The following is a 19,879-nucleotide window of genomic DNA, read 5'->3' on the forward strand; positions in this document are numbered from 1 at the left end:
GACCTCGGCTCTCCCTGCTCCTCTTAAGATGGGAAGGGTGACCTTCTCCCTCAACGATCTCCCGCTCCGCGACGATCTGCGCGGACTCACCCCGTACGGAGCGCCGCAGGCCCCGCTGCCGGTGGCGCTGAACGTCAACGAGAACACGCATCCGGTTCCCGACGAGGTCGCGAGCGACATCCTCGATGACATCGCCGTGGCGATCCGAGACGTGAACCGGTACCCGGACCGCGAGTTCACGACGCTGCGGGAGGCGTTCGCCGACTACCTGGGTCACGGCCTCACGCCGGAGCAGATCTGGGCGGGCAACGGGTCCAACGAGGTGCTGCAGCACATCTTCCAGGCGTTCGGCGGGCCGGGACGCACGGCCTTCGGATTCGCGCCCACGTACTCCATGTACCCGCTCATTGCGAAGGGGACGGGCGCGTCCTGGATCGCGGGCACCCGTCAGCCCGACTACACGGTCACCCCGGAGGAGGCGGCGCAGCAGGTGCGCGCGGCCGACCCCGACATCGTGATCCTCTGCTCGCCGAACAACCCGACCGGCACCCCGCTGGGGCTCGACGTCGTGGAGGCCGTCTACGAGGCGGCCCGCGGCGTCGTGATCGTCGACGAGGCCTACCAGGAGTTCGCGCCACGGGATGCGGCGTCGGCCCTTACCCTCCTGGAAGGACGGCCGCGCCTCGCCGTCTCCCGAACGATGAGCAAGGCCTTCGCCTTCGCCGGCGCCCGCGTCGGCTACCTCGCGGCCGACCCGGCGTTCATCGACGCGCTCCGGCTCGTGCGACTGCCGTACCACCTGAGCGCTCTGACGCAGGCCGCCGCGGTCGCCGCCCTCCGCAACGCCGACGTCATGCTCGGCATGGTGCAGGAGATCGTGGAGCAGCGGGACCGCATCACGGCGACGCTCGAAGCCCTCGGGTACACCCCGCACCTCTCGTGGTCCAACTTCGTGCTGTTCGGCGGCGTCGCGGATCCGCAGGCGACGTGGCAGCAGCTGTACGACCGCGGCGTGCTCGTCCGCGACGTCGGCATCCCCGGCCACCTGCGCGTCAGCGCCGGCACGGAGGCGGAGACGACGGCGTTCCTGGACGCCCTGGCCTCGATAGGATCGGCATCATGACCATCCCCGCGCCCACCGCACGCACCGCGAGCCGCGTGCGCAGCACGTCGGAGTCCACCGTCGAGGTCGAGCTGAACCTCGACGGCACCGGTGCGAGCCGCATCGACACCTCGGTGCCGTTCTTCGACCACATGCTCACGGCTTTCGCCAAGCACTCGCTGACGGATCTCACCGTGCGGGCCTCCGGGGACACCCACATCGACGCGCACCACACCGTGGAGGACGTCTCGATCGTGCTCGGCCAGGCGATCCTGGCCGCCCTCGGAGACAAGTCCGGCATCTCCCGGTACGGCGACGCCCTCGTCCCCCTGGACGAGGCGCTCGCGCAGGCGGTCGTCGACATCTCCGGCCGCCCGTACCTCGTGCACGAGGGGGAGCCCGCGGGCTTCGAGCACCACCTGATCGGCGGGCACTTCACGGGATCCCTCGTGCGGCACGTCTTCGAGGCCATCACCTTCAACGCCGCGCTGACCGTGCACGTGCGGGTGCTGAGCGGGCGCGACCCGCACCACATCGCCGAGGCCGAGTTCAAGGCGTTCGCGCGGGCGTTCCGCCAGGCGAAGGCCGTGGATCCTCTCGTCGACGGCATCCCGTCGACCAAGGGGGCGCTGTGAGCGCCGCGCCGCGGGTCGCCGTCTTCGACTACGAGTCCGGCAACGTCCACTCCGCTGTGAAGGCGCTCGTCGCCGCGGGAGCCGATGCCGTGCTGACCCGCGACCGCGCCGAGGCGCTGGAGGCCGACGGGTTCGTCGTGCCCGGTGTCGGCGCCTTCCAGGCTGTGCGGGACGCCCTGCACGCCCACGGCGGCGACGAGATCATCGGCCGTCGTCTCGCGGGGGGCCGACCGGTGCTCGGCATCTGCGTCGGCATGCAGGTGCTGTTCGAGCACGGCGTCGAGCGGGGGCACGACACCGCGGGCCTCGGCGAGTGGCCGGGTGCTGTGACGGAGCTCGACGCCCCGGTCCTGCCGCACATGGGCTGGAACACGGTCGAGCCGGGGGAGGACACCGTCCTGTTCCGCGGCATCGAGCAGGAGCGCTTCTACTTCGTGCACTCCTATGCCGCGCAGTCCTGGGAGCTCGACGTGATCCCGCCGTTCCCGCAGCCCGTGCTCACGTGGGCGACCTACGGCGGCCCCTTCCTCGCGGCCGTCGAGAACGGCCCGCTCTCGGCGACGCAGTTCCACCCGGAGAAGTCCGGGGACGCCGGCATCCAGCTGCTCCGGAACTGGGTGCAGAGCCTCTGACCCCCAGCCGCGTCGGCGCCCGGCGTCACGCGGTTTGTCCCGCGCCCCGCGGCGGACTACCCTCGTCTCTCGTGCCCGCTCGGGCCGCAGACCCACCCGAACCAAGGACCCCATGAACGACTTCGCGCAGTCCCCCTCGCTCACGCTCCTTCCCGCGGTCGATGTCGCCGGCGGCAAGGCGGTCCGTCTCACGCAGGGGGAGGCCGGGACCGAGACGAGCTACGGCGACCCGCTCGACGCGGCAGGGGAGTGGGTGTCGCAGGGGGCCTCCTGGATCCACCTCGTCGACCTCGACGCGGCGTTCGGACGCGGCAGCAACGCGCCGATCCTGCGCAAGGTCATCAAGCAGTTCAAGAACGTCAACGTCGAGCTCTCCGGCGGCATCCGGGACGACGCGAGCCTGGAGGCCGCTCTGGAGAGCGGCGCCGCCCGCATCAACCTCGGCACCGCCGCTCTGGAGAACCCCGAGTGGGCGGCCGACGTGATCAGCCGCTTCGGTGAGGCGATCGCCGTCGGCCTCGACGTCCGCGGCACGACCCTCGCGGCGCGCGGCTGGACGAAGGAGGGCGGCGACCTCTGGGAGGTGCTCGAGCGCCTCGAGGACGCCGGCTGCAGCCGCTACGTCGTCACCGACGTGACCAAGGACGGCACGCTGCGCGGCCCGAACCTGGAACTCCTGCGCGAGGTGACCTCGCGCACGCCGAAGCCGGTCGTCGCGTCCGGCGGCATCTCGAACCTCGACGACATCGCCGCGCTGCGCGACCTCGTGCCCCTGGGCGTCGAGGGCGCCATCGTCGGGAAGGCTCTGTACGCGGGCGCCTTCACGCTCGCGGAGGCCCTGGATGTCGCCGGAGACTGATCCGCACGCCTGCGGTCCGGAGTCGCACAACCGGGCCGATTCCGCCGGCGTCCCCTGGGAGGGGCGCAGCTTCGAGTCGAATCCGCACGCGGCCGACGACGGCTCCGCGGACCCCGCTCTGCTCGCCGCGCTGCACCGCTTCCGTGCGGGCGAGGGGAGTCAGGCCGAGGTCGTCGACGCGTTCCGCTCCGCCCGGGTGCTCGTGCCCCTGATCGCGGAGAAGGGCGAGGAGGGCGTGGCGCCCAGCGGTCTCGCGGTGGACAAGACGCAGGAGCTCTCGATCGTCACCGTGGCCGCACCGGACGGGCGCCGCGTCCAGCCGGTGTTCTCGTCGGTCGAGACGATGCAGCGCTGGGACCCGTCGGCCCGCCCCATCCCGGTCGAGGCCGTTCGCGCGGCCCTGGCCGCGTCGTCGGAGGACACCGATCTCATCGTGCTGGACCCCACGTCCGACACCGAGTTCGTGATCCGCCGCCCCGCCGTCTGGGCCGTGGCGCAGGGGCACGCGTGGGAGCCGAGCTTCCTCTCTCCCGAGGTCGTCACCGCCCTTCGGGAGAGCATCGCCCACGAGCTCGCCGTGATCGACGTCTCCGTCGCGCCGGGTGACCCGGACGCGCGCCTCCGCGGACCGGAGCTCATCGTGGTCCTCGAGCTCGTCGACGGCCTGGAGCGAGAGGTCCTGGATGCCGTGCTCGCGCGGCTCGCTCAGCGCTGGGCAGCGGACGACCGGATCGCCGTCCTCGCCGACTCGCTGACGGTCAAGCTCCGCCGCAGCATCTGAGGCGGAGCGTCAGCCGGATCAGGTGACGGGACCGGTCCACTTCTCGCCCGGCCCCTTGCCGATCGGGTCGGGGATCGTCGAGGCCTCGCGGAAGGCGAGCTGCAGCGACCGGAGGCCGTCTCGCAGCGACCGGGCGTGCATGTCGCTGATCTCCGGGGCGCCGGCGGTGATGAGCCCCGCGAGGGCATTGATGAGCTTGCGCGCCTCGTCCAGGTCGAGCTGGGCCGCGGCGTCCGGGTCGTCCGCGAGGCCGAGCTTCACGGCCGCCGCGCTCATGAGGTGCACGGCGGCGGTGGTGATCACCTCGACGGCCGGGACGTCGGCGATGTCACGGACGGCCGAGGAGGCTGCCTCCTCCTGCCGAGCCCATCGCTCCTCGCGCTCGCGGGCCGCCTCGTCCGATGCCTGGTTCGTCACTTCGCCTTGCTTTCTGTTAGACTTTGGCGGGCTCCGGAGCGTCGTGCTCCGGAACGAAAGAGGATTCACTTCCCACCCGCGCTTGCCGTTCCAGGCTACCGGGTCTTGCACTCCGCCGGCTCCGCTCGTCACGAGAGGACCGGTAGACAGGGTGCGGAGCCGGCGTCTGAGAGCCGGTGGGTGGGGGACGACTCCGATTTCGCCCGGGATGCAGACAGCATCGCGGTGGCCGAATCACATCGTCTAAGGAGCTCCGCATCAGCGATCCCCGTACCAATGAGCGCATCCGCGTCCCCGAGGTCCGCCTCGTCGGCCCCGCGGGTGAGCAGATCGGCGTTGTCCGCATCGAGGCAGCGCTGCGTCTCGCCCAGGAAGCCGATCTCGACCTCGTCGAGGTCGCCCCGAACTCGAAGCCGCCCGTCGTCAAGATCATGGACTACGGCAAGTTCAAGTACGAGGCCGCGCAGAAGGAAAAGGAAGCGCGTCGCAACCAGGCGAACACGATCCTCAAGGAAGTCCGCTTCCGTCTGAAGATCGAGGCGCACGACTACACGACGAAGCTCAAGCGCGCCGAGGGCTTCCTCAAGGCCGGCGACAAGGTCAAGGCCATGATCCTCTTCCGCGGTCGCGAGCAGTCGCGCCCGGAGCAGGGTGTCCGTCTGCTGCGCAAGTTCGCCGAGGACGTCGCCGAGTTCGGCACGGTCGAGTCGAACCCGACCATCGACGGCCGCAACATGGTGATGGTCGTCGCGCCGCACAAGAGCAAGTCCGAGGCGAAGCAGGAGCAGAACGCCGTGCGCGCCGCGAACAAGCAGGCCGCGCGCGACGCGAAGAACGACGCGGACGCCTCCGCGGACGCCAAGGCGGAGTAGGTCCGCCCCCAGAACTCCCGCACCGCGGGTTGACACCGTCGCCTGAGAAGGCGCCATACGAAGGAAGAGAAGATGCCGAAGCAGAAGACCCACTCGGGTGCTAAGAAGCGCTTCAAGATCACCGGCAGCGGCAAGCTGAAGAAGCAGCAGGCCGGGATGCGCCACAACCTCGAGCACAAGTCGAGCCGTCGCACCCGTCGTCTGAACCAGGACCAGGTGCTCGCGAAGGCGGACTTCAAGGTCGCGAAGAAGCTTCTCGGTCGCTGACGCGCCCGATCGCAGGATAGGAACACAGAAAAATGGCAAGAGTCAAGCGGGCGGTCAACGCCCACAAGAAGCGTCGGGTCATCCTCGAGCGCGCCTCCGGCTACCGCGGTCAGCGTTCGCGCCTCTACCGGAAGGCCAAGGAGCAGGTCATCCACTCCCTGGTCTACTCGTACCGGGACCGCCGCAAGCGCAAGGGCGACTTCCGTCGTCTGTGGATCCAGCGCATCAACGCTGCGGCCCGCCAGAACGGCATGACGTACAACCGCTTCATCCAGGGGCTGGGCCTCGCGGGTGTCACGGTCGACCGTCGCATGCTCGCCGACCTCGCGGTGAACGACGCCGCGACGTTCGCGACGCTGGTCGAGACGGCGAAGAAGGCTCTGCCTTCCGACGTCAACGCGCCCAAGTCCGCGGCGTAAGCATCTCGCTTCCGAACGGGCGTCTTCCTCCGGGAAGGCGCCCGTTCCGCGTATCCGGACGATGTCGGGCTGACCGTAGACTGAGTTCGTGCTGGAGAACCCCCGTTCCCCCCGAGTCCGTGCCGTCGCCAAGCTGACCAAGCGCAGCGCCCGCACCGAGACCGGTCTTTTCCTGCTGGAAGGTCCGCAGTCCGTCCGTGAGGCGCTGACGTACCGCCCGGATGCGATCGTCGAGCTCTTCGCGACCCCGCACGGCTGGGAGAAGCACGCGGACATCCGCGCGAAGGCGGCGGACGCCGACGTCGAGGTCGAGTACGTGAGCGAGGACGTGCTCAACGCGATGGCCGACACGGTGACGCCCCAGGGACTCGTCGCGGTGGTCCGCCAGACGCCGACCTCGGTCCGCGAGATCTTCGACGGCACGCCGCGCCTCATCGCGATCTGCGAGGAGGTGCGCGACCCCGGCAACCTGGGCACGATCATCCGCGCGGCGGACGCGGCGGGCGCCGACGCGGTGGTGCTGACCGGCCGCACCGTCGATCCGTACAACCCCAAGGTGGTGCGCGCGACGACCGGCTCGCTCTTCCACCTCCCGGTCTCGGTGGGCGGCGAGCTCGATGAGGTCGTCCGGCGGGCGCACGAGGCGGGAATGCAGATCCTCGCGGCGGACGTGAAGGGGGACGACCTCCTCGCCGCACGCGCCGACGGCGTCCTCGGCGAGCCGACCGCGTGGCTGTTCGGCAACGAGGCGCGCGGGCTCGAGGACGAGGCTCTGACCAGGGCCGACCGGGTGCTCCGGCTGCCGATCTTCGGGCGTGCGGAGTCGCTGAACCTGGCCACCGCGGCGAGCGTGTGCCTGTACGAGAGCGCGTTCGCCCAACGCGCGGCTCCGGCCGGCTGAGCGGGTGAGGCGGGGCGCGGGGAGATGAGGATTCTGATCGTCGAGGACGACGAGCGGGTGGCGGGGGCCTTGCAGGCCTTCCTCGCGCGCTCGGGCTATGCCACCGTGCACGCGGCCGACGGGAACGCGGCGCTGGAGCACCTGGATGCCGACACCGAGGTCGTGCTGCTCGATCTCGGGCTGCCGGATGTCGACGGCATCGACCTCTGCCGCCGCATCCGCGGGCGCTCCGACGTGCCGATCGTCATCGTCACCGCGCGCAACCAGGTCGCCGAGCGCATCAAGGGACTGCGCGCCGGCGCCGACGACTTCGTGGTGAAGCCCTACGACGTGCACGAGCTCCTGGCGCGGATCGAGGCGGTCACCCGGCGGTCGCGGCCGCTGCGGACGGAGCCGGACACCCGCGTGCTGCTGCATGGCGGAGCGGTGCAGATCGACCTCGTCGCGCGGGAGGTGCAGGTCGGCGGGGTGCCGCTGGCGCTCACCCGCAAGGAGTTCGACATCGTGGGCGTGCTCGCGCGGTATCCGGGTGTCGCGGTGCCGAAGGAGCGCCTCATCCGCGAGGTCTGGAACACCGACTGGCGCGGCTTCGGCCACTCGCTGGAAGTGCATGTGGCGGCCATCCGGAAGAAGAGCGGTGACCGTGCGTTCATCGAGACCGTGCGCGGCGTCGGCTACCGGCTCGCGGGGTCCTGACGCGTGCGCCGCCGCCTGACCGTCGTCTTCCTCGTGCCGCTGATCGTGGTGCTCGTCGCTCTCGGCGGCGTGACGGGGTGGAGCGCGGCTCGCAGCGTCCAGCAGTCGTTCTACGCCGAGCAGCTCGGCGACCTCGGGTACTTCGCGACGAGCGCCCGACAGGCGCTGCGCTCCGGGAGTCCGGCGGTGATGGACGCCGAGGTCCGCCGCTTCCAGGAGGTCTACGGGATCGAGGTGACCGTGTTCGATCTCACCGGCAGCCCGTGGGCGGCGGGGGACCACGGAGACACGGTCCTGTCGGAGGGGGATGCGCAGCGGGTGCGGCTGGCGCTCTCCGGACGCCGCGCCGAGCAGCCGACCTCTTCCGCCTGGATCGTGTCCGATGCGGCGCTCGTGGAGCCGGTGTTCGACGACGGCGACGTGATCGGCGCCGTGCTCGTTACCGGAGGCACCCAGACGCCGCAGACCGTCATCCTCCGGCAGACGCTCGTGCTCGGCCTCATCGTCGTGCTGCTGTGCGCGCTCGGCATCCTCCTGGTCGCCGGGCTGGCCCGTTGGGTGCTCTCCCCGGTGCGCCGTCTCGACGAGACGATGGCGGCGATCGAGCGGGGGGAGATGGACGCGCGGGTGGCCGAGGGCACCGGGCCGCCCGAGCTGCGGCGCATGACGCGGGTGTTCAACGGCATGGCCGACGAGATCGAGCGCGTCATGACCCGCCAGCAGGAGTTCGCGCTGAACGCCTCGCACGAGCTGCGGAATCCGCTCAACGCGCTGCTGCTGCGCGTCGAGCACCTCGCGACGGGTCTGGGACGCGAGTGGGACCACGACGTGGAGGAGACCAGGGAGGAGGGCCGGCGGATGACCCGCATCCTGGAGACCCTCCTCGGGCTCGCCCGCGGCGGTCGCACCGACTCCACCATGTCGGCGGTCGATCTCGCCGCCGTGGCCGGACGCCGGGTCGAGGCCTGGCAGGAGGTGGCGGCGCAGCGGGCCATCGTGCTGCGTCGGACGGGGGAGTCGTCGGTCATGACGATCACCGACCGCACCATCGTGGAGAGCGCGCTCGACGCCGCGATCGACAACGCGGTGAAGTACTCGCCGGAGGGCTCGTCCATCGAGGTCGGCGCGCAGCGCGCGGGTGACGAATGCCGTCTTACCGTGCGCGACCACGGCCCCGGACTGTCGCCGGAGGATGCGTCGGCGGCGGCCGATCGCTTCTGGCGGAGCGCGGACAGCGGCGACATGCCGGGGACCGGGCTCGGGCTGGCGATCGCGACCGACCTCCTCGCGACGGTCGGGGGCGAGCTGCGGGTGCAGGGGGCCGACGGCGGCGGGCTCCTCGTGGCCCTCGTCCTCCCGGCGGAGGCGGCGGCATGAGCGCGTGGGGGCGGCGTGTCGTCGCCGGCATGCTCGCGCTCGTCACCGCAGTCGGGTTGAGCGCGTGCAGCCCGCGCTCCGCGGACTGGACGGAGACCGTCGCCGTGCTCGCCGCGGGCAGCCCCACCGGTGTCTACCACGACTACGGCAGCCACCTCGCGGCCGAGCTGTCGCGTGAGCTCGACGTCGACCTCACGGCGGAGGTGACGGCGGGATCGGTGGACAACCTGTTGCGCGTGAGTGCGGGGGAGGCCCTCCTCGGCTTCGCGCAGGGTGATGCGGCGGCGGACGCGGTGGCGGGGACGGGTGCCTTCACCGAGGCCTTGGACGTGCAGGCGATCGCCCGTCTCTACGACGAGTACCTGCAGATCGTCGTGCGCGACGACTCGGCCCTGGACGACCTGGCCGACCTCTCCGGGCGGAGGATCTCCCTCGGAGCCGAGAACTCGGGGGTGAACGTCATCGCCACCCGGGTGCTCCACGCTGCCGGCGTCGCCGCCGACGCGATCGACGATCCGCAGCTCGACCTCGGCGGGTCCATCGCCGCCATGGAGCGCGGCGAGATCGACGGCTTCTTCTGGGTGGGCGGGCTGCCGACGCCCGGAATCGCGGACCTCGCGGAGACCGTGGATGTGCGCCTGCTCCCGGTCGAGCAGGACTGGGTGAACGCGGTCAACGAGCGGTACTCCCACGCGTATCGGCCCGCCGACGTGCCTGCGGGCACCTACGGACTCGACGTCTCCGTCACGACGATGGCGGTGCCGAACTACCTCGTCACCGCCGGGAGCACCCCGACCGGCGTCGTCCACGATCTCGTCGCGGGCTTGTTCGCCGCGCGTACCGCGCTCGCGGCCGACGTGCCGGCGGCGGCGCTGCTGGACCGTCGGTCGGCGATCTTCACCGGACCGGTGCCCCTGCACCCCGGTGCCGAGCAGTACTACCGCGACCTGCGCCGGTGACCGGCGCCCCCTCAAGAAATCCTCAAGATCCCTGACAGCCGTGCGCCGGCTCTGCCAGGGTGAGGTCGATCGCACACGATCGGACACCTGCTGCCTGCTGTCGCTGGGAGCGTGGCAGCAGGGCGATCCCGCGGCCCGAGGGGGCGGGCCGTGGGGTGCCCCTGCGAGGATGCATTGGCGCCGCGATCAGGTGATTACGAACGTGTAAACCTCACCGTGGTGCCTGGAACCGCGCGCATCGCGTGGCTAGTTTGGAGAAATGATGACCTCTGAAACCCCGCTCGTCGTCGTCGAGAACGTCCAGAAGCACTACGGCGAGTTCCAGGCGCTCAGCGACATCGACCTCACCGTCAACGCGGGGGAGGTCGTCGTCGTGATCGGCCCCTCCGGCTCGGGCAAGTCGACGCTCTGCCGCACGATCAACCGTCTGGAGACCATCACCAGCGGCTCGATCCGCATCGACGGCAAGGAACTGCCCGCGGAGGGCAAGGCGCTCGCGCACCTGCGCGCCGACGTCGGCATGGTCTTCCAGTCCTTCAACCTCTTCGCGCACCTCACGATCCTCGAGAACGTGACGCTCGGCCCGATCAAGGTCCGCGGCCTGAAGAAGTCCGACGCCGAGGCGGAAGCCATGATGCTCCTCAAGCGCGTCGGCGTCGCGCAGCAGGCGAACAAGCTCCCCGCGCAGCTCTCCGGCGGCCAGCAGCAGCGCGTCGCGATCGCACGGGCCCTCGCCATGCAGCCGAAGGTCATGCTCTTCGACGAGCCGACAAGCGCGCTCGACCCGGAGATGATCAACGAGGTCCTCGACGTCATGGTCGAGCTCGCCCAGGAGGGCATGACCATGATCGTCGTCACCCACGAGATGGGCTTCGCCCGCAAGGCGGCCGATCGCGTCGTCTTCATGGCGGACGGCCGGATCGTCGAGGAGGCCAAGCCCGAGGAGTTCTTCACGAACCCGAAGAGCGACCGCGCCAAGGACTTCCTCTCGAAGCTCCTCACGCACTGACTTCCCAGACCCAGCACCCACAGCACAGCACACGAAGGAGACGCACATGCGACGCACACGGACACTGGCCGGATTCGGGATCGCCACGGTGGCGCTGCTCGCGCTCACGGCCTGCAACAGCGGCACGCCGTCGAGCACCGGCACGTCGGGAAGCGACGAGGGCGACACCTCGAGCAGCACGCCCTGGACCGTCGAGGAGGACGTCACGATCGAGGGGAGCCCCACGTTCGACCGCATCTCCTCGTCGGGCACCGTCAAGGTGGGCGTCAAGGAGGACCAGCCCGGTCTCGGCTACCTCGACCCCGTGACCGGGGAGCGGACCGGCTTCGACGTCGACATCGCCCGCTGGATGGCGGCGTCCCTCGGAGTCGACCCGGAGAAGATCGAGTTCCAGGCGATCGCCTCCGCGAACCGCGAGCAGGCCATCGTCAACGGTGACATCGACTACTACGTCGGCACCTACTCCATCACGGACAAGCGCAAGGAGCAGATCGCCTTCGCCGGTCCCTACTTCGTCACCGGCCAGGGCCTCCTCGTCGCCGCCGACAGCGACATCGCGAGCGTCGACGACCTGGACTCCTCGACGACGGTCTGCTCGGCGACGGGTTCGACGCCGATCCAGAACATCAAGGAGAACTACCCCGAGGTGAAGACGAAGGAGTACGACACGTACTCCAAGTGCGTCGAGGACCTCAAGAACGGTCAGGTCGACGCGGTCACCACCGACGAGGCCATCCTCATCGGCTACGCGGCGCAGGACCCCGACAACCTCAAGGTCGTCGGCGAGCCGTTCAGCGAGGAGCGCTACGGCATCGGTGTGGCGAAGGGCGACGACGCGCTCGTCGAGTACTTCAACACGCAGCTCACCGACGGTGGCGACATCTGGCAGCAGATCTTCGACAACAACCTCGGCGCCTCCGGTGTGAAGGCCGAGCAGCCCGAGGTCGACCCGGTCGGTTGATCTCTCCGGGGGCGGTCGGTCCGACCGGCCGCCCCCGTCCTCCTCGGCGTCGATCTGACGCGGAAACGAACCGAAAGGCACAGCAGTGGGAGTGATCTCGGACCACCTCGACCTCTGGGGTGAAGCGCTGTGGGGAACCATCGCGCTGTTCCTCGGCGGTGGCCTCATCGCCGTGGTGCTCGGACTCATCGTCGGAGCGGCCCGCGTGTCCCCGGTCCCGATCGCGCGCGGCGTGGGCGCCGTGTACGTGAACTGGATCCGGAACACCCCGCTCACGCTGGTGATGTTCTTCTTCGCGTTCTGCCTTCCGATCCTGCTGGGGGAGCGGGTCAACTCCCTGCTGCTGGCCACGATCGCCCTCGGCATCTACACCGCCACGTACGTCGCGGAGGCGATCCGCGCCGGCATCAACACGGTGCCGGTCGGACAGGCGGAGGCGGCACGCGCCATCGGCCTCAACTTCGGCCAGGTCATGCGCTTCGTCGTGCTGCCCCAGGCCACGCGGTCCGTGGTCCCGCCGCTCATGAGCGTGCTGATCGCCCTCATGAAGAACACCACGGTGGCCGCCGGCTTCTCGGTGGTCAACCTCGGCACGATCCGGGCGGCGCTCAGCGAGCGGGGCGAGAACGCCCTTGTCGTGCTGCTCTGGGTGATGGTCATCTTCGTCGTGCTCGTGCTGCTCCTGAGCTGGGTGCAGCGCGTGCTCGAGAACAAGTGGAGGATCGCGCGATGAGTTCCGTCCTGTTCGACGTCCCGGGCCCCCGCGCGGTCGCCCGCAACCGGATCATCGGTGCCGTCACGATCCTCGTCGTCCTCGCCGTGCTCGGCTGGGTGGTCTGGCGCCTGTACGCCACCGGCCAGTTCTCCGCGGAGAAGTGGAACATCTTCACCTACTCGGCGGTCTGGGTGCGTTTCGGGGAGGGCCTGCTCAGCACGCTCTCCGCCTTCGCCGTCGCCGGTGTCGGCTCGCTGGTCCTCGGCTTCGTCCTCGGCATCGGCCGCCTCTCCGAGCACGCCTGGGTGCGCGAACCGGTGCGGTGGATCATCGAGATCATGCGGGCGATCCCCGTCCTGATCCTCATGATGCTGCTGTACTACGGCCTTCCGGTGATCGGCATCCGGATGCCCCCGTACTACGCGGTGGTCATCGCGCTCATCGTCTACAACGGCTCCGTGCTCGCGGAGGTGCTCCGTGCCGGGATCGAGTCGCTGCCGCGCGGACAGAAGGAGGCCGGCTACGCGATCGGCCTGCGCAAGACCGGGGTCATGTACTTCATCCTCATCCCGCAGGCCGTCCGGGCGATGATGCCCGTGATCATCGCGCAGCTCGTGGTGGCCCTGAAGGACACCGCGCTCGGCTTCATCATCACGTACCAGGAGCTGCTGTACGTCATCAACCAGATCGGCAACCAGGCGCCCTACGGGTCGCCGCTGATCCCCGCCGCGATCGTCGGCGGCTCGATGTACGTCGCGGTCTGTCTGGTGCTGTCCTACATCGCCTACCGCCTGCAGCGTCGGGCGAAGCGCTCGGCCAAGGCCGGACCGGACGAGGCGGACCCTCGCCAGCACGACGGCGAGACGAACACGTCGCTCATCGTGGCGCAGCGCGGGCTGGGCAAGTTCGACGCCAACAGCTCCGGCGCTTCCGGCCTCTGAGCCGCTACCGGCGCGGGGCGCCCGTCCCGCGCCGGTAGACTCGACTCCCGTGTCAGAGTCTCCGGAAATCACCCCCGAAGCGGTCGAAGCCGCTGTCGCCGACGCCCTCGCGGCGATCGACGCGGCCGCCGACACCGCCGCGCTGAAAGCCGCCCGTGCGGCGCACGTCGCGGAGGGATCGCCGCTCGCGGTCCTGAACGCCTCGATGCGCCAGGTCGCCCCCGAGAACAAGGCCGCGTTCGGCAAGCTCGTCGGCCAGGGCCGCGGTCGTGTGAACCAGGCGCTCGCGGCGAAGGAGGCCGAGCTGGCCGCCGCCGAGGTCGCCGCGCGCCTGGAGGCCGAGCGCGTCGACATCACCGCCGTCCCGTCGCGGACGCGTGTGGGCGCCCGGCACCCGCTCGCTCTCCTGCAGGACCACGTCGAGGACATCTTCGTCGGCATGGGGTGGGAGATCGCGGAGGGGCCGGAGCTCGAGCACGAGTGGTTCAACTTCGACGCGCTGAACTTCGACGTCGACCACCCCGCCCGCCAGGAGCAGGACACCTTCTACGTCGACCCGACCTCGCGCCACCTCGTCATGCGCACGCACACGAGCCCGGTGCAGGTGCGGTCGATGCTGAACCGCGAGGTCCCCATCTACGTGCTGTGCCCGGGCCGCGTGTACCGCACCGACGAGTTCGACGCCACGCACCTCCCGGTCTTCACGCAGTTCGAGGGGCTGGTCGTCGACAAGGGCATCACGATGGCGCACCTCAAGGGCACGCTCGACCACTTCGCGAAGCAGCTCTTCGGTCCGGAGGCCAAGACCCGCTTCCGCACGAACTACTTCCCCTTCACCGAGCCCTCCGCCGAGCTCGACCTGTGGCACCCGACCTTCAAGGGCGGCGCGCGCTGGATCGAGTGGGGCGGCTGCGGCATGGTCAACCCGAACGTGCTGCGCGCGGCCGGGATCGACCCGGAGGTGTACAGCGGCTTCGCGTTCGGCATGGGCATCGAGCGGGGCCTGATGTTCCGCAGCGATGTGCAGGACATGCGCGACATGGCCGAGGGCGATGTCCGTTTCAGCGAGCAGTACGGGATGGTGGTGTGATGCGCGTCCCGCTTTCGTGGCTGCGTGAGTACGTCGATCTGGCAGCGGATGCCACGCCCGAGGACGTCCTCGCGGCGCTGGTGACCGTCGGCTTCGAAGAGGAGGACGTGCACCGCTTCGACATCACGGGTCCCGTGGTGGTCGGCCAGGTCGTCTCGCTCGAACCGGAGCCCCAGTCGAACGGCAAGACCATCAACTGGTGCCAGGTCGACGTCGGTCCCGAGCACGGCGGTGTCCGCGGGATCGTCTGCGGCGCGCACAACTTCGTCGTCGGGGACAAGGTCGTCGTGACCCTGCCCGGCGCCGTCCTTCCCGGTCCGTTCCCCATCGCCGCCCGCAAGACCTACGGTCACGTCTCCGACGGCATGATCGCCTCCGCGCGCGAGCTGGGTCTCGGCGACGAGCACAACGGCATCGTCGTGCTGAGCGACCTCGGCATCGATGCGCCCGTGGGCACGGACGCGATCGCGCTGCTGGGCCTCGACGACGTCGCGGTGGAGATCAACGTCACGCCGGACCGCGGCTACGCGTTCTCGGTGCGCGGCGTCGCCCGTGAGTACTCCCACGCCACGGGGGCGGCCTTCCGCGACCCCGCCGAGCGCGACTTCGCCGAGCTGCAGCCCGGTTCCGGACACACGGCCGTGGTCGACGACCAGGCGCCGGTGCGCGGCAAGGTCGGCGCGAGCGAGTTCGTCACCCGGGTCGTGCGCGACGTCGATCCGTCGCGACCCACCCCGCCGTGGATGATCGCGCGCCTGAGCCTCGCGGGCATGCGGTCGCTGGGTGTGCTCATCGACATCACGAACTACGTCATGCTCGAGCTCGGGCAGCCGCTGCACGGCTACGACCTCGACAAGCTCACGGGCGGCATCACCGTCCGGCGCGCGACGCCGGGGGAGAAGATGACCACGCTCGACGGCGTGGAGCGGAAGCTGCACGTCGAAGACCTCCTCATCACCGACGACTCCGGTCCCATCGGCCTCGCCGGTGTCATGGGCGGCGGCACCACCGAGATGAGCGACACCACGCGGAACGTGCTCATCGAGGCGGCGACCTTCGACGCGACGACCATCGCCCGCACGGCCCGCCGTCACAAGCTCCCGAGCGAGGCGTCCAAGCGCTTCGAGCGGGGCGTCGACCCGCTGATCCCCTTCGTCGCGGCCCGGCGTGCAGCCGACCTCATGGTCGAGCTCGCCGGCGGCACGCTCACGGAGGAGGGCGGAGCGCTCTTCGCCGAGGTCTTCGTCGCCGAGATCGAGCTCCCGCGCGGCTTCGTACAGGGGCTGATCGGCGTCGACTACACCGACGACGAGATCACCGGGGCGCTCACGACGATCGGGGCGGAGGTCAGCCCTTCGACAGGCTCAGGGACCCAGGGCGGGTGGACGGTCATCCCGCCGACCTGGCGCCCGGACCTCACCGACAAGTGGTCGCTCGCCGAGGAGGTCGCCCGCATCCACGGACTCGACCGCATCCCCGCGGTGCTGCCGACGCCGCCGTCCGGTCGCGGTCTCACGGCCCACCAGCAGGGGCGTCGCCGCGTGGCGAACGCACTCGCCGCCGCCGGGTTCGTGGAGACTCCGGCGTTCCCGTTCACGACCGAGGCGCAGAACGATCTGCACGGCTCCGCGTCCGGTGAGCACCTGCCCAGCATCCGCCTCGCGAACCCGCTCGACGGGCAGGTGCCGTTCCTGCGGCGCTCGCTCATCCCGGGTCTGCTGCAGACCGCGCACCGCAACATCTCGCGCGGGCTCACGGATCTCGCGCTGTTCGAGACCGGGGCCGTGTTCGTCCCGGAGCCCGGCGTGGAGTACGGCACCGCCGAGGTCCCGCCGCTGGGTGTCCGGCCGTCGGATGAGGTGCTCGCCGAGCTCGACGCCTCCATCCCCCCGCAGGAGCGCCACGTCGCGGTGCTGCTGACCGGCAATGTGTCGCCGCGTCAGCCGGGGCGTGCCGCCGAGGCCGCCGGGCTCGTCGAGGCGCTCGACGCGGTCCGCGTGATCGGGGCCGCCGCGGGCATCGAGATCGACGTCGTGCAGACGCAGCGCGCCGCGCTCCATCCTGGACGCACCGGTGCGCTGGTCGCCGCCGGCGAGGAGGTCGGCTACGTCGGCGAGCTGCATCCGGCCGTCGCCGAGGAGGCCGATCTGCCCGGTCGCGCCACCGTGCTGGAGCTCGACCTCGACCGGCTGCTCACGCTCGCCGGAGGACGCATCGTGGCGGCGTCGCTGTCCACGTTCCCGGCCGCGACGCAGGACGTCTCGCTCACGCTCCCGGCCGAGGTGCCGGCAGGCGAGGTCCGCGCGGCTCTCGCCGAGGGCGCTGGCGCGCTGCTGGAGTCCGTCCGGCTCGTGGACGACTACCGCGGCGAGGGTGTGCCCGAGGGATCGAAGTCGCTGACGTTCGCCCTGCGCTTCCGCGCCGACGACCGCACGCTGACCGCCGCGGAGGCCTCCGAGGCGAAGATGGCGGGCGTCGCCGTGGCCGCGGAGCGCTTCGGCGCCGCCCTCCGCGACTGATCGGGAGAGCGCACGGCCCCTTTCCGGGGAGCCGTGCGCTCTCGCGATAGCGTGGCCGGATGACGAGCCTCCTCCTGCAGCCCACGCCACCCTCGGTCCCCGCCGGAGCGCGATCGCTCGGGGAGGGACCGTTCCTCTCGCCGGGTGCGCAGCTCGACTGGCACTACCGCAAGCCGGGGTGGACCACGGGGGAGGCGGCGACCGTCACCCCCATGCGCGTCGTCCGTGACGATGAGCGCGGTCTCGTCGCGTGGCTCGCCGCCGGGACGCAGCAGGAAGGTCAGGGCACGCGGGACGGGGAGCGCATCCGGGCCGTCCCGCTCGATCGGCGGTGGCGGGAGCCCCGGCGCCGGATCGTCGAGGAGTGGTGGGGCAACGGCATCCTGCGCATCGCGCCCGCGGGAGTGCCGTGGTCGGTCTGGCTGTTCTGGAGCTCGGTCACCGGGACGACGTGGGACTTCGCCGGCTGGTACGTCAACCTCGAGAACGCGCACCTGCGCACCGACAGTGCCACCTACACCTCCGATCACGTCCTCGACGTCGAGATCGCACAGGACGGGCGCGTGGCGATGAAGGACGAGGACGAGCTGGTCGCCGCCGTCGACCAGGGACGGCTGACCGCCACGCAGGCCGCGCAGATCGAGCGGCACGCGGTCGCGGCCATCGCGTCGTTCCAACGCGTGAGGGCCTGTGCTCGCGGGGTGGCCTATGTGGCTCCGCTCTGAGCGGAGGCCCTTCCCCCGAGTCGTCGATCCTGTGTTGGACGGCCTCGACGAGATCGTCGTCCCCTGACCGCTTCGGGGCCGGCCTCCGCGACGGCGCCGAGCCCGCGCGGCATCAGGCGAGGTCATCGACGTCGAGGACGTCGCCGCCTTCGTCGTGTCCGCCACCGTCACCGGCGCCGTCAACGCGATCGGCGACGTGCGCGACCTGGAGGACGTGCTGCGTACGGTGCGCGCTTCCACCGGGCACACCGGTCCGGTCATCGTCGGCACGGAGGAGCGTCTCGTCGCGGAGGGTGTCGCGTACTGGGCGGGGCCGCGCTCGCTCCCGCTGTGGCTGCCGCACGAGATGAGCGGATTCATGACCCGCTCGAACGCGCGGTACCGGCGCAACGGAGGCAGGCTCCGGCCCCTCGACGAGACGGTGGAACGCGTCGTGGCGGACGAGCGCGAACGGGGCGTGGACCGGGAGCGCCGCGCCGGACTCACGCGGACGGAGGAGCGGGCGCTCCTCGACGCCTTCGCTCGCTAGACTGCGAGGCAGTGACACGGGGTGCCGCATCCGCGGCTGAGATCACACCCGTCGAACCTGATCTAGTTCGTACTAGCGAAGGGATGTCGCAATGAGCGATCCTGTGCGTCCGGAATCCGTCCTCGACCTCGCCGTCACGGCGGGAAGGCTGCGGGAGGAGGTCCGGGCTGCGCCGCCGTTGACGCACTGCCTCACGAACGCCGTCGTGACGGGGTTCACCGCCAACGTGCTGCTCGCGCTCGGTGCGGCGCCGGCGATGGTCGACATCGTCGGCGAGGCCGGACCGTTCGCGGGTGCCGCCTCGGGGCTCCTCGTCAATCTCGGGACGCCGACCCCGGAGCAGCGGGAGGCGAGCAGGGGAGCCGTGGCCGGAGCACTCGCCGCCGCCACGCCGTGGGTGCTCGATCCCGTCGCGATCGGCACGCTCCCGGTGCGGACGGCACTGGCCCAGGAGCTGGCCGCGCGGCGCCCGACCGCCATCCGCGGCAACGCGTCGGAGATCCTCGCGCTCGCCGGGCACAGCAGCGGCGGCCGCGGTGTCGACGCGACGGACGGTACCGAGGCGGCGGCAGCGGCGGCGCGGGAGCTCGCCGACCGGCACGGTTCCGTGGTCGCCGTCTCCGGCCCGGTCGACCTCCTCACCGACGGGGAACGGGTGATCCGCATCGCCAACGGGCACGAGCTGCTCACGCGGGTGACGGGCGGCGGCTGCGCGCTGGGGGCCGTGATGGCGGCCTTCCTCGGGGCGTCCCGCGGTACCGGGACCGATGCGCTGACGGCGGTGGCCGCGGCGACCCTCGTCTACACGGTCGCGGCCGAGCAGGCGGCGGAGGCCTCCCGCGGACCGGGCAGCTTCGCCGTCGGACTGCTCGATGCGCTGTCCGCCGTGACCCCGGCGGATCTCCGGGACCGCGCCCGCGTCGAGGAGGAGACCCGATGACCGTCGACCTGTCCCTGTACCTCGTCACCGATCGGTCGCTGTGCGGCGCACGCGGGGTGGTCGCGACCGTCCGCGAAGCGGTGGCCGGCGGCGTCCGCATCGTGCAGCTGCGCGACAAGGAGGCGACGGACGAGGAGACCGTCGTGCAGCTCCTCGCTCTGTCCGCGGCCATCGACGGTCGCGCGCTGCTCGTCGTGAACGATCGCCTCGATGCGGCCGTCGAGGCCCGTCGTCGCGGCGCCAGGGTGGACGGGGTGCACCTCGGTCAGGCGGACGCCTCGGTGCTCCGCGCGCGCGAGCTCCTCGGCCCGGAGGCCCTGATCGGGCTGACCGCGAACACCTCCGCGCACCTCGAGGAGGTCGCCGCGCTGCCGCCCGGCACGGTCGACTACCTCGGGGTCGGCGTGATCCGCCCCACGCGCACCAAGCCCGACCACCCGGCCCCGCTCGGCATCGACGGCTTCGCCGCGTTCGCCGCGCGCAGTGCGCTGCCGTGCGTCGCGATCGGCGGGGTGGAGCTCGACGACACGGCG

General features: G+C 70.9%; 23 protein-coding genes and 1 riboswitch. Of the genes, 22 read left to right on the forward strand and 1 reads right to left on the reverse strand.

What is annotated here, in order from left to right:
• Positions 1-28 precede the first annotated feature (28 nt).
• The 5 genes from D8M34_RS07720 (at position 29) to D8M34_RS07740 (ending at position 4,009) form a co-directional block, all read left to right on the forward strand.
• Positions 29-1,123, forward strand: a complete 1,095-nt coding sequence (locus D8M34_RS07720; protein WP_172400031.1) for a histidinol-phosphate transaminase — start codon at positions 29-31, stop codon at positions 1,121-1,123.
• A complete protein-coding gene (gene hisB / locus D8M34_RS07725) occupies positions 1,120-1,737 on the forward strand; it encodes an imidazoleglycerol-phosphate dehydratase HisB (protein ID WP_126893643.1) in 618 nt (205 codons plus the stop codon). The genes D8M34_RS07720 and hisB overlap by 4 nt, the downstream gene beginning before the upstream one ends.
• Positions 1,734-2,369 carry an imidazole glycerol phosphate synthase subunit HisH gene (gene hisH, locus D8M34_RS07730; protein ID WP_062764639.1) on the forward strand — a complete coding sequence of 212 codons (636 nt, stop codon included), beginning with the start codon at positions 1,734-1,736 and terminating at the stop codon, positions 2,367-2,369. The genes hisB and hisH overlap by 4 nt, the downstream gene beginning before the upstream one ends.
• Before the next feature lie 112 nt (positions 2,370-2,481).
• Positions 2,482-3,228 (forward strand): bifunctional 1-(5-phosphoribosyl)-5-((5-phosphoribosylamino)methylideneamino)imidazole-4-carboxamide isomerase/phosphoribosylanthranilate isomerase PriA, encoded by a 747-nt coding sequence (priA, locus tag D8M34_RS07735; protein ID WP_025105284.1) that lies wholly within the window; start codon positions 2,482-2,484, stop codon positions 3,226-3,228.
• Complete coding sequence (locus D8M34_RS07740) at positions 3,212-4,009, forward strand: SseB family protein (protein ID WP_025105283.1); 798 nt, start codon at positions 3,212-3,214, stop codon at positions 4,007-4,009. Before priA ends, D8M34_RS07740 begins: the two co-directional genes overlap by 17 nt.
• A gap of 18 nt (positions 4,010-4,027) precedes the next feature.
• Here D8M34_RS07740 and D8M34_RS07745 read toward each other — a convergent pair whose 3' ends face one another.
• A complete protein-coding gene (locus D8M34_RS07745; RefSeq protein WP_025105282.1) occupies positions 4,028-4,426 on the reverse strand; it encodes a DUF1844 domain-containing protein in 399 nt (132 codons plus the stop codon).
• A 257-nt stretch (positions 4,427-4,683) separates the two neighbouring features.
• Between D8M34_RS07745 and infC the strand changes: the two genes are divergently transcribed.
• The 17 genes from infC to D8M34_RS07830 all read left to right on the forward strand — a co-directional run.
• On the forward strand, positions 4,684-5,298 hold the full coding sequence (infC, locus tag D8M34_RS07750; protein WP_102209100.1) for a translation initiation factor IF-3: 615 nt from the start codon (positions 4,684-4,686) through the stop codon (positions 5,296-5,298).
• Between the two features lie 72 nt (positions 5,299-5,370).
• Complete coding sequence (gene rpmI, locus D8M34_RS07755) at positions 5,371-5,565, forward strand: 50S ribosomal protein L35 (RefSeq protein WP_025105280.1); 195 nt, start codon at positions 5,371-5,373, stop codon at positions 5,563-5,565.
• 32 nt (positions 5,566-5,597) lie between these two features.
• A complete protein-coding gene (gene rplT, locus D8M34_RS07760; protein WP_025105279.1) occupies positions 5,598-5,984 on the forward strand; it encodes a 50S ribosomal protein L20 in 387 nt (128 codons plus the stop codon).
• Positions 5,985-6,072: 88 nt separating this feature from the next.
• A complete protein-coding gene (locus D8M34_RS07765) occupies positions 6,073-6,885 on the forward strand; it encodes a TrmH family RNA methyltransferase (protein ID WP_025105278.1) in 813 nt (270 codons plus the stop codon).
• Positions 6,886-6,909: 24 nt separating this feature from the next.
• Positions 6,910-7,581 carry a response regulator transcription factor gene (locus D8M34_RS07770; RefSeq protein WP_025105277.1) on the forward strand — a complete coding sequence of 224 codons (672 nt, stop codon included), beginning with the start codon at positions 6,910-6,912 and terminating at the stop codon, positions 7,579-7,581.
• Positions 7,582-7,584: 3 nt separating this feature from the next.
• Positions 7,585-8,958, forward strand: a complete 1,374-nt coding sequence (locus D8M34_RS07775; protein WP_025105276.1) for an ATP-binding protein — start codon at positions 7,585-7,587, stop codon at positions 8,956-8,958.
• Positions 8,955-9,917, forward strand: a complete 963-nt coding sequence (locus tag D8M34_RS07780; RefSeq protein ID WP_062764626.1) for a TAXI family TRAP transporter solute-binding subunit — start codon at positions 8,955-8,957, stop codon at positions 9,915-9,917. The genes D8M34_RS07775 and D8M34_RS07780 overlap by 4 nt, the downstream gene beginning before the upstream one ends.
• 262 nt (positions 9,918-10,179) lie before the next feature.
• Positions 10,180-10,926 carry an amino acid ABC transporter ATP-binding protein gene (locus tag D8M34_RS07785; protein WP_025105274.1) on the forward strand — a complete coding sequence of 249 codons (747 nt, stop codon included), beginning with the start codon at positions 10,180-10,182 and terminating at the stop codon, positions 10,924-10,926.
• Positions 10,927-10,972: 46 nt separating this feature from the next.
• Entirely contained in the window at positions 10,973-11,887 is a 915-nt protein-coding gene (locus D8M34_RS07790; RefSeq protein ID WP_025105273.1) for a glutamate ABC transporter substrate-binding protein, read from the forward strand.
• Between the two features lie 85 nt (positions 11,888-11,972).
• Entirely contained in the window at positions 11,973-12,620 is a 648-nt protein-coding gene (locus D8M34_RS07795) for an amino acid ABC transporter permease (protein WP_062636670.1), read from the forward strand.
• Complete coding sequence (locus D8M34_RS07800) at positions 12,617-13,543, forward strand: amino acid ABC transporter permease (protein WP_025105271.1); 927 nt, start codon at positions 12,617-12,619, stop codon at positions 13,541-13,543. Before D8M34_RS07795 ends, D8M34_RS07800 begins: the two co-directional genes overlap by 4 nt.
• 49 nt (positions 13,544-13,592) lie before the next feature.
• Positions 13,593-14,633 (forward strand): phenylalanine--tRNA ligase subunit alpha, encoded by a 1,041-nt coding sequence (gene pheS, locus D8M34_RS07805; RefSeq protein ID WP_025105270.1) that lies wholly within the window; start codon positions 13,593-13,595, stop codon positions 14,631-14,633.
• On the forward strand, positions 14,633-17,152 hold the full coding sequence (gene pheT / locus D8M34_RS07810; protein ID WP_126893644.1) for a phenylalanine--tRNA ligase subunit beta: 2,520 nt from the start codon (positions 14,633-14,635) through the stop codon (positions 17,150-17,152). Before pheS ends, pheT begins: the two co-directional genes overlap by 1 nt.
• A 59-nt stretch (positions 17,153-17,211) precedes the next feature.
• Complete coding sequence (locus D8M34_RS07815; protein WP_126893645.1) at positions 17,212-17,877, forward strand: DUF402 domain-containing protein; 666 nt, start codon at positions 17,212-17,214, stop codon at positions 17,875-17,877.
• Positions 17,878-18,031: 154 nt separating this feature from the next.
• Positions 18,032-18,406, forward strand: coding sequence for a hypothetical protein (locus D8M34_RS07820; RefSeq protein ID WP_194088844.1), 375 nt, complete (start codon positions 18,032-18,034; stop codon positions 18,404-18,406).
• A gap of 7 nt (positions 18,407-18,413) precedes the next feature.
• Positions 18,414-18,507, forward strand: a riboswitch (TPP riboswitch).
• Positions 18,498-19,346 (forward strand): hydroxyethylthiazole kinase, encoded by an 849-nt coding sequence (gene thiM / locus D8M34_RS07825; protein WP_126893646.1) that lies wholly within the window; start codon positions 18,498-18,500, stop codon positions 19,344-19,346. Its footprint overlaps the riboswitch before it by 10 nt.
• The coding region (locus tag D8M34_RS07830) for a thiamine phosphate synthase (protein ID WP_148113048.1) at positions 19,343-19,879 on the forward strand (537 nt) is incomplete at its 3' end. The genes thiM and D8M34_RS07830, both read left to right, overlap by 4 nt.

It is taken from the genome of Microbacterium sp. HSID17254 (assembly GCF_003989315.1).
Classification (GTDB): domain Bacteria; phylum Actinomycetota; class Actinomycetes; order Actinomycetales; family Microbacteriaceae; genus Microbacterium.